This window comes from Flagellimonas amphidinii, from assembly GCF_013090115.1.
GTDB classification, from domain to species: Bacteria; Bacteroidota; Bacteroidia; order Flavobacteriales; family Flavobacteriaceae; genus Flagellimonas; species Flagellimonas amphidinii.
This window is the reverse complement of sequence record NZ_JABFNN010000023.1, coordinates 205,001-219,452: the sequence shown is the minus strand read 5'-3', so window position 1 is coordinate 219,452 and position 14,452 is coordinate 205,001. Positions and strand designations below refer to the sequence as shown.

Sequence of the window (14,452 nt, the reverse complement as noted above, 5' to 3'; positions counted from 1 at the left end):
TTAATTTCAAATAACTTTTTGTTTAAAAACTCACGCTCCGGTTCTTTAACACACATCGGATATTCTTTTTACGAATTGTGAAAAAGAGGGCACCGAATAGTATGATTTTATATGAAATCAAATAGATTGGATCAAAATGAAAAAGTCTGTGAATCAATGATTTACAGACTTTTTGAATTAAGATAAAAATCCTGAGTGACCGCGGCAGGATTCCAATGTCCAAGCGGTAAGCCTTATATTTTATAGATTTTAATGAACTTGTTAAAATCAAGAGGTAACCGATTAGCTACCATATTGATTGAACTGGATTATTGAGAATTGAATTTCAATCATGGTAAAATTACATAAAATATTTCATCAAAATATCGGAAGGGCAACCCCCCGGTTTTCTTAACAGGATTATAGACAAAGCCTACTTGGGCCTTTGCTCGATAATCCTTAAAAACCTAGCTCCGCCTTGTACATTTTAAGGGGTTTATAATGGATAAAGCCTTTGTCGTTTTTCGGGGCGTCGAAAAACGGGCGCAGTATAACCAATTCTATTCCAAACCCCGTCCCCTTCACTCGCTTAACTACCTGTACGCTCCCTTGTGGGCGGCTTTTGAAGAATTGTTAATACTCTTATGGAACTTGTCAAGACTGTACAAAGTTTCAGTGAAAAATAAGGTTTCCACTGCCTTGTTTTTAGCCCTTCGGTAAAAACTACGTTGCAGACACTCCTGATATGTTCCCTAAAAGTCTTGACAAAACCCACTTTATCCATTTGTGCCATGCACGCAAGAAATCAAACAAACACCCCTTAAAATTTAATCACGATTGAATGGAAAATGGAATTATTAATCTTTTAAATATTTAGTTATGAGCAGTATTAAAAATCATGTACAGTTGATTGGAAACGTTGGGCAGGAACCGACCGTTACAAACCTTGAAAGTGGCAAAAAAGTAGCCCGTCTGTCATTGGCGACCAATGAGTATTACAAGGACAGCAAGGGCGAAAAACAGACCGACACCAATTGGCACACAGTTGTCGCTTGGGGCAAGGTTGCCGACATCATCGAAAAATATGCCGAAAAAGGCAAGGAAATCGGTATCGTGGGTAAGTTAAAGACCCGAACCTACACTATGGATGATGGCAACCAACGCTATGTTACCGAAGTGGTGGCCGATGAAATCCTGTTAATGGGCAACAAGTAAAAAAGTAAAGAGGGTGTTACCGTCGAAAGCTACACCCTCTTTTTCATCATTCACATTAAACTATAGAACAATGAAGAGTAAAGTTAACGAAATACAGATAAGTTACCGAGAAAAGATAGCAACTTTAAAATCCGAGCCTATCAAAAGTTCCGAGCATGCAGCAAAATTGCTTTATGAGAATTGGGACAAAAATACCATAGGATTACAGGAAACCTTTAAAATCCTGTTGTTGAACAACTCCAACAAAGTCAAAGGGGTCTATCCATTATCGACCGGAGGCATTACGGGGACTTTGGTAGATGTGCGCATCCTGTTCGCCATAGTACTAAAGACCCTTTCCGTTGGGATTTTACTTGCCCACAACCACCCGAGCTATAAGACCGAACCCAGTGAAGCGGACAAAAAGCTGACCGATAAGATTAAAAAGGCAGCGCAACTTTTTGACGTGAGGGTACTCGACCATTTGATTATCACGCCTAATGGGGAGTATTACAGTTTTGCCGATAACGGATTGTTATAACCTTTTAACATTGAAGCCATGATTCATTTAAATTATAACAATCTCGATGACGAAACCCAACAACGGTTGCTATCTATGTCAAAAAAAGACATTGAAAAGCGGTTTGGGGAACAATTAAGGAACTACGCCAGGGAACACTTTGAAAATTACCAGACCCTGTTGGAAGAAGAAGCGATACGAAATCTATACAATTACAGGTATATTTTTAAAATCTGAAATGTCAAACAGCACCAAACAGGCCCATTTATTATGATGGGCTTTTTTTATGCCCAACAAGATGAAAATCGTATCTTTAAAGCGTTATACAACAACATTTTTTTGGTCATTACCAATCCCGTCTCGATGGCTATCGGGATGGGCGATTTGACTTTCCTTGAATGACCAAATCCATAGAAATGTAACATAAAAGGCAACCGATTTTTAATCGGGTTGTTCGGAAAATTTTTGGTCCTTCGGGACGAAAATTGGAGAAGCAAGAGGGTAACACGCGCTGCAGTGTTACGGTTATTTGTTTTAATGTAAAATATTGTAAATCAACAATTAAAAATATTTAAGAAATTGATTAACAAGGGCTTTTACAGTAAATGCGGCCAGACCGCCCATAAACAGGCGATTTTTTACAGTAAATGGAAGAAAGTATCTATCAAAAATACCGGTTTTCGGCCATTAGTATCAAAAAAGACGTGGCTTTGCGCTTTCGGGAGTTTTCCCGTCTGGTGTCGGATTCGCATACCTTGACTTTGGTGGCCGTGATGGATTTTTTTGAACGAAACGACCTTTCTCCCAATGATGACTTGGGCATCAATAACAACCGCACCAACAAGCGCATCAATGCGGTCATAGCCATTTTGAAGAACATCGAGAAATATCAGACCCTGCCCACGAAGACCATGATGGATTCCCTTTTCCATGAGATGACGGAAATGGAAAAGGAGGAAGAGGAAACCCTCGATTTTGGAGCCCCGAAATTATGGGATGCCAACGAAGAGCTTGAGTTCTATAAAACCGGATATGGGAATCTACAGGAACAATTGACCAGTGTCCGGGAAAAAGTGGGTTCCCTCATGGAAAAGGTCATTTATGTAAAATCAGCATTTGGTCCCGGGTATTTAAAACTGGATTTGGACAGGGAGTCATTTGATAAACTTAAAAACGAACTGCAACATGTACATCACGATTACGGCACAGAAGATTGACAGCAACTATGCCCAAAGCTCCGCAGATTTTGTTTCCTATCTCGAAAAGGAGAACGAGGGCAAGGTTATGGAAGAACAGGAACTTTTTTTTAATCAGTATGGGGAGGAAATATCCGCAGACGAGGTCATTAAAGAAATCGACGGGAACACGGCCAAGCTCAAAAGGACCGAGCCAAAGTTCTATTCCATTACCCTCAACCCAAGTGCCAGGGAACTGAAGGCCATACAGGATTCCCCAGAGACACTTAAACGTTATACAAGGGAAGCCATGAAAGAATACGCCAAAGCATTTAATCGGGAAATCGATGGAAAACCCATCAACGTTGATGACATTAAGTACTATGCCAAGGTGGAACGACAGCGCACCTTTAAGGGCACCGATAAAGAAATCCGGGAGAACCAACCCTTTGCCACACAGATATTGGAACTTAAACAACAGATACGTGGAATTGAATCAGGTGGAAAGTCTGGCAACGTTAAACTATTGAACAAAGAAATACAGAGGCTGGAAAAGGAAGCCCCCCATCAATTGGATGGCAAACGCATTGTCCGTGGTATGGCCAAACCGGGACACCAGAGCCATGTCCATATCATCGTAAGCCGTAAGGATGCCAGCAACCGTTTCAGCCTATCCCCAGGGAGCAAGCACAAGGCCTCTGAAGTGGAGATGCACGGCAAGACCGTAAAAAGGGGATTCGATAGGGATGCGTTTATCAAAAATTCGGAAAAGACCTTTGATGACCTGTTCAAGTACCGGCGTAACTACGTGGAGACTTATGTAGCCAGAAAAACTTTTTTGAAAGACCCGAAAAAATATTTTTCAATGATTTCTGGCCTCCCCACCAATGAAAGGGCAATAGCATATAAATTGCTCTCCAAAACTGGTGTTCCCATCCCTAAAATTCCTGTTAATACCGTGCAGCTTACCTATAAGGCTATCAATAAGATTAAAAAGGGAATTGGAAAGGCCATTGAATCAGGTTCTATAGGAATATGAGTTGGGACTGGCCACATATCGTTTTGTTCTTTGTCGTTCCAGTGCTGTTTTTGGGTACAATAATTTATGTTTTTGTAATTGGCAAGAGCGCGAACAAAAAGGATAAAAAATACCAAGTACGTTTCAATATGAGAAATGGCAGATTTAAAATCGACAACATAAAACGTGGGGCATCCATCATTGGTTCAGCGGGAAGCGGCAAGACCGAAAGCGTGGTCCATAATTTCTTGCAGCATTTCGCCAAATACCATTTTAGTGGTGTTATCCATGACTACAAGGATTTTGAACTTACTGAGATTGCCTATCCTCTTTTTAAGGACAGTGAGACCAAATTTTATACGATAGCTTTTGACCAGATCCATTATAGGGTTAACCCCATTGCACCAAGATACCTTCCCAATGAGGAAAGTGTCAACGAGGTTTCTAGGGTGCTCATGGAAAACCTCTTGGAACAGAACCTTTCGGAAAACACGGGGAGCAACAAATTCTTTTCAGATGCTGTAGAGGGTTTGTTGGCGGGGCTTATTTGGAAGATGAAAACGGCGTATCCTGATTTATGCACCCTACCCCATATCATTGTCCTCTATCAGACCATGAGCACGAAAAAACTTGTGGCATTCCTGAAATCTGATTTTACCTCCTGGAACCTGGCCAGTGCCTTTATCAACGGTATTGAATCGGAGAAGCAAACTGCAGGTATAAAAAGTACACTTTCCAATGCCTTTAAAAAGATAAGCTCACAAAAACTGTTCTATGTGCTGTCCAAGGACGAAGTACCATTGGACATCAACAATCCCAAAAATCCGTCGGTCATTTCCTTGGTCAACCATCCAAAATACGATACGGTCTATTCGCCCGTAATCGCACTGATACTGCACACCATCATCAAACAGATGAGCATCCGGAATCGTAATTCCTCTTTTTTGCTGATGGAAGAGGCACCTACCATTAAACTGCCCAACATGCACCGCATTCCGGCTACGCTCAGGAGTTATGATATCTCTACCATTTACGTGATGCAGGATAAAATACAGAATGACTTATTGTATGGGGACAAGGCCAGTAAAGCAATTTTAAGCAACCTTTCCTATCAGTTTTTCGGCAAGGTGAACGACCCCGATACAGCCAAATATTACGAACGGTTTTTTGAGATTATAAAAAAGCCAACCATGAGCATCAGCAAAAATTCTGGTTTTACTTTGGAAAGTAGAATTACCAAAGGCGAAAAGGAGGTTTCTAAGCGTAGAGCAGATGTCTTTTTTAGGTTGAAACCAGGAGAATTTATTGCATTTGCTGATGGTAAGGATAAAAAAATTTATTTAGCTCCGATCGAACTGAACAACAATAACATAAAAATGTTACAACCCAAGTATATAACCAATGTAGTTCTTTTTAATCGCAGCCAAGAAATTTATTTGGAGATTGCTTTAACCTTTAATGTTAGCCCAATAATAAACAAAAAGAGTTAAGCTACGGGTTTAAATTGACTTCTGTATTCACTTGGCGACACACCGCAAGTTTTCTTAAACTGGCTACTGAAATTTGACCAATTACGAAAACCACTTTCATAGCAAATTTCTGTAATAGTCTTATCCGTGTTTTTGAGTAGCTTACAAGTATGTGATATTCTAACCTCATTCAAAAATTGAATGTAAGTCTTTTTAGTATTCTTTTTAAAATACTTACAGAAGTTTGAAACACTTTGGTTTGTAAGATTGGCTACCTGTTCCAATTTGATTTGGTCAGTAAAGTGGTTCAAGGTATAGTCAAAAACCGCACTTATTCTCATTTGCTCCTCTTCACTATAAGCTGAGAAATGCGTATTGGTCAACAGATCATACTCTTTTGAAAGACTGATTGAATGTAGACAGTCCAATAAAACGCTAATCTGTTCATAGCCATTCAAAGACTCTATTTTTGTAAGTCGCTTTTTAATTTGCTTCCTCAATCCCCCCTTAAGTCGTAGCCCCATACGTGAGATTTGGAGCAAGGATTTTATTTTAGAAAGTTCGGGAAGATTAAGAAACACTTGGCCAAAAAGATCTTCTTTGAACTGTACCACCACTGTTTTTCCCCGGAGATGATCCAGTTTTCTAAACCAATGCGGCAGGTTTTTCCCGAACATATAAACGTCCCCTACCTTAAACTCTCCTATGTAGTCACCAGCGAAAAGAGAGCCTTCCCCTGCTTGACTTAGCATTAATTCGACAGTTTCATGCTGATGCCAAGGAGTTTCATATAAAGGTGTTTCATAGGTTCTAGCTACGAATGAAGTTCCTTCAGATAATGGGAGCTTCTGAATTATCGGTTTCATCTGCTATATTTCTTGAATAAGACTAATTTCTTGTAAAGATAAGAAAATAACATATGTGATTAATAAAATACTGATTGGTGTTACATTAAAAAAATCCAACTTTTGAACCAATGAATAATCCTCAATATACAATCAAAATATTAATGAATTTAATAATATATGGTATTTATTTCTGACAATGTGTAATTATTGGCTGAAAAATAAGGATTGAGAACTTAGGAATTTAACTAAACTAATTAATATGAAGGAATTTTTCAACTCATTAAAAATCAAACCTTTAAAAAAAGGTGTTGATTCTTCCATTGGAATTTGTATAGCCCTCCTATTTTTCTGTATTTCCTTTTTACCTTCTTGGGCCAATGAGGGCAACCGAACATCATTAGTCAATTCAGAAACGGCAATCTATAATCAACAATTGACGGTAACAGGAATCGTCTTGGATGAGACAGGATCACCATTGCCCGGCGCGAGTATTGTGGAAATAGGAACCACCAATGGGGCTGTGACGGATTTTGACGGTGATTTCTCGATTACATTGGGTAATAAGACCGCACGCCTATTGATTTCCTATATAGGCTATGAAGCCCAAGAGTTGTTGCCGGATTTTGACAATCCTATGAACATTAGTTTGGTTCCTTCTTCACAACAATTAGATGAAGTTGTAATCATAGGCTATGGATCAACTACTAAAAAAGATGCAACAGGAGCGGTAGTTGGAGTAACTGAGGAAGAACTGAATCAAGGATTCATCGCTTCACCACAAGACCTTTTGGTGGGAAAAGCTGCTGGTGTAAATATTACAACTGCAGGAGGTGCACCAGGAAGCGGCAGTGAAATAAAAATAAGGGGGGGAGCTTCACTAGATGCCAGCAATACGCCCTTAATTATCATTGATGACGTACCCTTGGATAATGCTAACAATCCAGGTTCAAGAAACATATTTGATTTTATAAACCCTTCTGACATTTCATCATTCACTGTTTTAAAAGACGCTTCGGCAACCGCCATTTATGGCTCCAGAGCTTCGAATGGGGTCATAATAATAACAACCAAAAAAGGGATATCGGGAGAACTGAAATTTAATTTTGGGACGTCCATGTCCGTAAGTGCACTAACCGATAAAATAGACGTATTGAATGCCGATCAATTCAGGAGCGTGATTGCACAGCGATTGCCGGGTCGGGTTGCCGAATTGGGAAACTACAATACGGATTGGCAGGACCAAATCTTTAAAGGCGCTTTAGGAACTGACACTAATTTTAGTGTCAGAGGGGGTCTCTTCGGAATACCATTCAGGGCTTCAATTGGCTATACCCAACAAGATGGTATCTTGAAGACCGAGGCTCTGCAGCGCACCACGGCATCATTCAATCTATCCCCCAAACTATTTGACGAAAAGCTGAGAATTCAATTAAATGCAAGGGGATCCTATATCGAGAATAATTTCGCTGATACGGGTGCTATTTTTAACGCGATACAATTTGATCCAACACAACCTGTTTTTGACCCAACATTGCCGGAAGGTTACTTTGATTATTATGAGTCCAATGGTGTTCCTACATCAAATACGGCCGTAAATCCATTGGCCTTATTGACTCTTAGGGACAACAGTTCAAATCTGAGACGTTTGGTGGCCAATGCCAAGTTAGACTATCAACTGCATTTTTTTCCGGATGTTACAGCTACCTTAAATTTGGGTATTGATAAGTCTGACACAAATGGTGTCGATAACCAACCTGGAACAATTTCAACCCAGGCATTGACAGATGGTCGGTTCACAAATTACAGTCAAGATGAGGAAAATACTCTGTTAGATTTTTATGTAAAGTACAGCAAGGAGCTTGAAAAATTAAAATTGAGATTTGATGTTACCGCAGGCTATTCCTATCAAAATTTTAATGACAGGCAAAACTTTGATCAGGTAAGAGGAGATGGTGTTGGAGGAACTATTGTTACAAACACAATTCTTGAAAACAATTTACAATCCTATTTTGGTAGGGCCAACCTAATCCTCTCGAACAACTATCTGTTCACCTTTACTTATAGGAGGGATGGGTCTTCAAGGTTTGGTGGGGACAATCGTTGGGGCAACTTTCCTGCAGCCGCTTTTGCTTGGAACGTGAGCGATGAAAATTTCATGGAAAATTCGAAATGGTTTTCCAATCTGAAATTGCGTTTCGGGTGGGGTATTACCGGCCAACAAGATGTAATCCAGGGGAACAATACACAGCCCTATTTACCACAGTTCTCTCCTAGCTTTAATGGTGCCTCGATACAAGTGGGGCAAGATGACAATGGCAATCCAATCTTTTCATCAACACTGAGAGCCGAACCCTACGATGTAAACATAAAATGGGAAGAGACCACAACCTATAATTTAGGAGTTGATTTTGGCCTTTTTGATAATGTTCTTAGTGGTTCTGTGGAGCTCTACCAAAGAGATACTGAAGATTTGTTAAGCACAGTAAACATTCCATCGGGCAGTAACCTGTCCAACCGATTGCCGACCAATATAGGAAGTCTTTCCAATAAAGGTGTTGAAGTAACCTTGAATGCAAAGGTATTTGATACCGAAAGCTTCTCATGGGATTTGGGCTTTAATTATGCTTACAATGAAAATGAGGTGGAAGAACTCTTTCTTTCCAGTAATGATCCTGGTACGGGTATAGCGGTACCGGGCACCGTGCTGGTTGGTTTTGGTGGTGACGATGGCGCCCAATATCATTTAATTGGTGAACCTACCAGAAGTTATCTAGTTTATGTTCAAGCCTATAATTCTCAGGGCAATCCAATTCCCGGAACTGTAGTGGACTTAAATGGTGATGGTCGAATCAATTTCCTTGATAGAAGGCCCTACCGCCAAGCTGCTCCTTTAGTAAACCTAGGTCTCAATAGTCGCTTTAATTGGAAAAAATGGGACATGAGTTTCTCAATGAGAGCAAATATTGGCAACTACAATTACAATGGTGTTGAAGTTCAAAATGGAACCTTTGCCAATGTGAATATTGGTCAGGATCTGCGCAACGTTACCCTGGCAACACTCACCAATGGTTTTGCCAATTATATTGATGAAATTACCTTTTCAGATTACTTTGTTCAGGATGCTTCTTTCGTCAGACTCGATAATGTTTCATTGGGGTATACATTCAATGATATTTTCTCTGAACAATCTAGGTTGCGCCTCTATTCAACTCTACAAAATGTCTTTGTAATAACAGATTACGAAGGACTTGACCCGGAAGTGACAAATGGGATAGACAGAAATATTTTCCCTAGACCATTCATTGCCCAATTAGGACTATCTATTGACTTTTAAATAAAATTAGGATGAAAAAAAATCATTTCATATTACTCATATTTAGCGTACTGATCATCGTACTTTCCAGTTGTTCCGATGATCTTGAAAATATCGATACCAACAATCTGAATTCAGAAAATGTATTTGATAATCCGGAAACTTACCTTCAGTTTTTGGCAAAATTATACGCTGGGTTGGACCAAACGGGACAAGAAGCCCCAGAGGGCCAACCTGACTTGATAGGCTTTACGGAAGGCATTACCAGTTATATCCGTCTTTGGTGGAACTTAAATGAACTGCCCGCTGACGAGCTCAAATGGAGATACAATGAACCTGGCATTATCGATATGGTTAATCATTCCTGGACACAGGATAATGACTACTTCAGTGTCATGTATAGTAGAATATACTTTCAGATAGGTCAGGCAAATGAATTTCTGAGACAAACCGCACCCAATGTCTTGGATGAAAGAGGTATTACCGGTGAACTGCGGGGGCAGATTGAGGGTTACAGGGATGAAGCTAGATTCTTAAGGGCGTTGGCCTATTATCATACCCTGGATTTTTTTGGCGGCAATGTTCCCTTTGTGACCGAATCAGACCCCCCAGGTGCGTTTCTGCCACAACAGACCAATGGGAGCGTCCTTTTTGATTTTATCGAGTCTGAATTGCAGGCCATAGAGAATACGATAGCGCCACCAAGGCAGAATGGATATGGCCGCGCGGATAAAGGAGCCGTTTGGACATTGCTGGCCAAGTTATATCTGAACGCGGAAGCTTTTACGGGAGAAGCGAGATATGCAGATTGTCTTGAGTACTGTAATCTGATCATCAACGATGGCACCTATGCCCTGGAACCAATTTATGCAAACGTTTTTAGGGCCGACAACAATCGCTCCGATGAAATTATATTCCCGGTGACTTTTGATGGTGTTCAATCACAATCTTTTGGAGTAATGTACTCATTGACAAATGGCGTATTGGATGTCAATATTTTGGAGAGCGAACCTGGCGCTTTTGGTACCAACCTAAATGCTTTCGCCGCTTTGACATGCAAAGAAAGTTTTGTGAACCTTTTCGAGTTCGAGAACAACGATCCCTTTTTGGACAGTCCTGATGTAAGGGCCTCATTCCTATATAAAGATGGCCATTCTGTGGATTTGCCCTCAGAACCCATAGGAAGTGCTTTTCAGGAGGGTTTTGGATATACCAAATTTAGAAATGTCACTTCAGACGGGGTGCCGGGGGAGGGTGGTCAATTCGCTGATGTTGATTTTCCCCTATTTCGTTTGGCCGATGTTTACCTTATGTATGCCGAAGCTTTCTTAAGAGGGGGCGGGGGTTCAGAGTCACAGGCCCTCGATCTGGTCAACGCGATACGGGAAAGAGCGTATGGCGACGCTACAGGGAACATCAGCACTTTGACACTTGAATTTATCATTGATGAGCGAGCTCGCGAATTGGGTTGGGAAGGAAAACGAAGAACTGATTTGATTCGGTTTGGGCGTTTTACCGGTAACACCTATTTATGGGACTGGAAAGGCGGTGTCCAAAATGGGGTTTCAATTGATGGACATTTGGCCATTTACCCTATTCCCGCTTTTGATATTTCCGTAAATCCAAATTTGGAACAGAACCCTGGATATTAACAATAACAATTTTAAAACTACTGATTATGAATAAGATACTCAACACAGTTTTTATGGCATGCATGATTGCCGTTTTGGCTATCTCCTGCAGCGAGGATGATGGCATCAACATCGTATTACAACCTGACCCCACGGGCATTGAATTTACAAATTCCCTCTCGTCAAACTATCTGCTATCATCGGCAGCGGCATCGAATATAGCGGAAAGGTTGGTCTGGAACCCAGTGGATTTTGGTGCTCCAATCGAGGCCACTTTCAGGCTTGAGGGTTCAATCGATCAATCCATGTATACTGAAATTTCAACAAGCGGGGAGAACAACATCGCTGTAAAGGTGAGCGATTTGTTGACCCTTGCCGAAGAATTGGGCCTTGACGAAGATGCTGCCACCACGGATAATGTGGGAAACCCAAATAACACAGGAGTGGTGTATGTAAGGGTTGTTGGAATATCTGGAAGTAACAGCACGGCAAATACAGAACAGGTTATATCAGATGTATTGCCAATGAACATTGAATTGATCGAGTCTGGTGAGGCATTGGATCCTGTGGTACTTTCCTCTTTTGGTCTTGTTGGTGAAGCCATAAACAATTGGGGCGGTGATGGGCCGGATATTCCAATGTATACCCGAGATGAGAAAGTTCATTTTGTGGCCATCAACAATCCAGGTGCCGGTACACCCTTTAGTATTCGTCAAAATAATGATTGGGTGGTCAACTATGGTGGTGATTTAGATGCAGGTACTCTAGAAACGGCATCATTTGACAATGGCTTGGTGTTTCCTGAAGGAAATGTCTTTATCCTGGTAGTGGATACAGAAAACCTAACCATTTCTTTGGAAGAAGGTGATTCATGGGGGCTTGCCGGTGAGAATATCAATGCTTGGGGCACTGGCCCGGATATCCGATTGTCGCCAGATCCCAAGCAAGAGGGAATCTGGATCGCATTGAACGTTGATATACCAGCGGGAGCGGCAAACTTTAGACTCAACAACGATTGGAGCAGTGTTCTTTCACCCGTGGAGGAAGGCTCAAATATTTTGGGCTTGAATCTTGGTTTTGGACCGACCCTTAATTTGGACGCAGGGACTTTCAACATTACCCTTGACACAAGAAATCCAGATGAAATCACTGTTGATTTTGAAAGTTTGTAATGATAAAATAATGGCTTGAGTTAGTTATTTTGATTCTTGTGATTCCTAGCTGTCGAAAGACAGCTAGGATTTGCTCCATTGCTAGAATAATTCTTCAGGTTTGCACTTAGTTGATTAGTTCTTGAATAAGTAAAAATACTCATGAGATTAAATATTTGAACAACTTAATATGAAAAATATCGGGACTTTACTATATACAATGCTCATTTTGAATGTCCTGCTCGTATCAGGATGTAAATCCAAGTTGAAGGCTCCTTCTGAGCAGGAAGATGAACAAATAAGTATTACGGCTTTCGAAGATGTCCCCAATTGGGCAAAAGAAGCCATTTGGTACCAAATCTATCCAGATATTTTTCGAAATGGCGACAAAGGGAACGACCCCAAAGCAGAAAATATTGTGGGCTACTATCCTGGTCCCGTACCCTCAAATTGGGAAATCACGGATTGGGGTATGGATTGGTATAATCTACAGGAATGGAATGAGGAAATTAGAGGAATGACCGATATTGAAGGGTATGAAATTCAACATTTTGGTCAATTTAATCAATTACGCTATTACGGTGGTGATATTCAGGGTATTATCGACAAACTTGATTATTTAAAGAATTTGGGTATTAATGGATTGTATATCAATCCTTTATATGACGCCCCGTCTTCACACAACTTTGATGCCCGCAACTGGCGACACATTGATATCAATTTTGGACCAAAACCGGTAGATGATTTGAAAATAATGGCTAAAGAAACACCGGACGATCCATCTACATGGCAATTCACGAACGCTGACCAATTGTTTTTAAAATTAATAGAGGAAGTTCATAAACGCGACATGAAGCTGATTATGGACTATTCTTGGAACCACGTTGGCCTAGAATTCTGGGCATGGAAAGCCGTACTTAAAAACCAAGAACAATCCAAGTACAAAGATTGGTTTTGGATAAACACATTTGATGACCCAAATACACCGGAAAATGAACTCGATTACCCAAAATGGTTGGAATCGGTGAAGCATTTGGTACAAGTGAAGGAAACGGAATATGTAACGCACATACCAGAGTCTCATTATTGGGAGGGAAACTTGGCAAGCGAAAGCCTTAAACAACATATTTTCAACATTGCACGTCGTTGGTTGGACCCCAACGGCGATGGTGATCCATCTGATGGAATTGACGGTTACCGCTTAGATGTGTATGCTGAAATTCCTTTGGGTTTTTGGCGTGATTACCGAAAAGTGGTACGGGAAGTAAATCCCAATGCATACATTGTTGGTGAGGCATGGTTCAAACGCTTTCCGCATTCCATGCTAGATCCCGAACCCACGCTCCGTGGGGATATTGCCGATGGGGTAATGAACTATCGCTGGTACAAAACGGCAAGAGAATTCTTTATACATCCTGATAAGGGAATCGCTCCAACGGAATTTAGGGATTCTTTGGAGCGTATTACCAAAAATATAAGACCTCAAAATTTACGAGCTATGATGAACACGGCATCAACACACGATTCCCCGCGACTCTTGTCTTCTGTTTTTAATCATCAATATCCATATAAAGTCAACCAAAACCCAAATGCCGAAAATGGCTATAAAGTGTACAAACCAGATGCACAAGCCTATGAAACCGCTAAACTCATACTCGTAAACCAGTTCACTTTTTTAGGTGCACCACATATTTGGCAAGGTGAAGAATTGGGCATGTGGGGCGGTGATTTTCCTGATTGCCGTAAGCCTATGGTTTGGGATGATATTCAGTTTGAAGATGAAAAAACACATCCGTACGGAGTGGAACGCCCGGTAAATAAGGTAGAAGCAAACAAAGAGGTTTTCGGTTTTTATCAAAACCTTATTGAACTTCGTAAAAACAACCCGGTCTTGGTCTACGGTGATATAGCATACATTCATGCCGATGACCAAAAGAAAACCTTTGCCTACAGAAGGTTCAACGATACTCAAGAAGTGATTGTAGTGTTCAACACTTCTAGCACTGCTCAAAAAATCAAATTAGAAGCGAAATACAGTGGTGACGTGTATGACTTTTTCAAAAACCAAACCGTTCAAAAAAATAGTAAAAAGATACAATTAGAATTGCCGGCGAGGTCATCGGCGGTTCTTATTCAATCGCACAAATAGTTTCA

The 14,452-nt window shown here is 40.7% G+C and carries 11 protein-coding genes; 10 read left to right on the top strand and 1 reads right to left on the bottom strand.

Annotation, left to right across the window (positions count from 1 at the left end; genetic code table 11):
* Nucleotides 1–858 precede the first annotated feature (858 nt).
* From HJC33_RS03705 to HJC33_RS03680, 6 genes are all read left to right on the top strand, one after another.
* Nucleotides 859–1,194 carry a single-stranded DNA-binding protein gene (locus HJC33_RS03705; protein WP_171657448.1) on the top strand — a complete coding sequence of 112 codons (336 nt, stop codon included), beginning with the start codon at nt 859–861 and terminating at the stop codon, nt 1,192–1,194.
* A gap of 70 nt (nt 1,195–1,264) precedes the next feature.
* Nucleotides 1,265–1,714: a JAB domain-containing protein gene (locus HJC33_RS03700; RefSeq protein WP_171657447.1), complete on the top strand. Its 450-nt coding sequence runs from the start codon at nt 1,265–1,267 to the stop codon at nt 1,712–1,714.
* An 18-nt stretch (nt 1,715–1,732) separates the two neighbouring features.
* Nucleotides 1,733–1,930: a hypothetical protein gene (locus HJC33_RS03695; protein ID WP_171657446.1), complete on the top strand. Its 198-nt coding sequence runs from the start codon at nt 1,733–1,735 to the stop codon at nt 1,928–1,930.
* A gap of 410 nt (nt 1,931–2,340) precedes the next feature.
* Nucleotides 2,341–2,910, top strand: coding sequence for a BfmA/BtgA family mobilization protein (locus HJC33_RS03690; protein ID WP_171657445.1), 570 nt, complete (start codon nt 2,341–2,343; stop codon nt 2,908–2,910).
* On the top strand, nt 2,879–3,907 hold the full coding sequence (gene mobB / locus HJC33_RS03685) for a MobB family relaxase (RefSeq protein WP_171657444.1): 1,029 nt from the start codon (nt 2,879–2,881) through the stop codon (nt 3,905–3,907). The genes HJC33_RS03690 and mobB overlap by 32 nt, the downstream gene beginning before the upstream one ends.
* Entirely contained in the window at nt 3,904–5,376 is a 1,473-nt protein-coding gene (locus HJC33_RS03680; RefSeq protein WP_171657443.1) for a type IV secretory system conjugative DNA transfer family protein, read from the top strand. The genes mobB and HJC33_RS03680 overlap by 4 nt, the downstream gene beginning before the upstream one ends.
* On the opposite strand, the gene HJC33_RS03675 is transcribed toward HJC33_RS03680, so the two are convergent.
* Nucleotides 5,373–6,221 (bottom strand): AraC family transcriptional regulator, encoded by an 849-nt coding sequence (locus HJC33_RS03675; RefSeq protein ID WP_171657442.1) that lies wholly within the window; start codon nt 6,219–6,221, stop codon nt 5,373–5,375. The genes HJC33_RS03680 and HJC33_RS03675 overlap by 4 nt on opposite strands.
* A 241-nt stretch (nt 6,222–6,462) precedes the next feature.
* Here HJC33_RS03675 and HJC33_RS03670 point away from each other — a divergent pair, with 241 nt between their 5' ends.
* The 4 genes from HJC33_RS03670 to HJC33_RS03655 all read left to right on the top strand — a co-directional run bounded on the left by HJC33_RS03670 (nt 6,463) and on the right by HJC33_RS03655 (nt 14,447).
* A complete protein-coding gene (locus HJC33_RS03670) occupies nt 6,463–9,537 on the top strand; it encodes a SusC/RagA family TonB-linked outer membrane protein (protein ID WP_171657441.1) in 3,075 nt (1,024 codons plus the stop codon).
* Between the two features lie 11 nt (nt 9,538–9,548).
* Nucleotides 9,549–11,168, top strand: a complete 1,620-nt coding sequence (locus HJC33_RS03665; protein WP_171657440.1) for a RagB/SusD family nutrient uptake outer membrane protein — start codon at nt 9,549–9,551, stop codon at nt 11,166–11,168.
* A 26-nt stretch (nt 11,169–11,194) separates the two neighbouring features.
* Nucleotides 11,195–12,319, top strand: a complete 1,125-nt coding sequence (locus HJC33_RS03660; protein WP_171657439.1) for a SusE domain-containing protein — start codon at nt 11,195–11,197, stop codon at nt 12,317–12,319.
* A 169-nt stretch (nt 12,320–12,488) separates the two neighbouring features.
* Nucleotides 12,489–14,447, top strand: a complete 1,959-nt coding sequence (locus HJC33_RS03655; protein ID WP_171657438.1) for an alpha-amylase family glycosyl hydrolase — start codon at nt 12,489–12,491, stop codon at nt 14,445–14,447.
* The last annotated feature ends 5 nt before the right edge of the window (nt 14,448–14,452 follow it).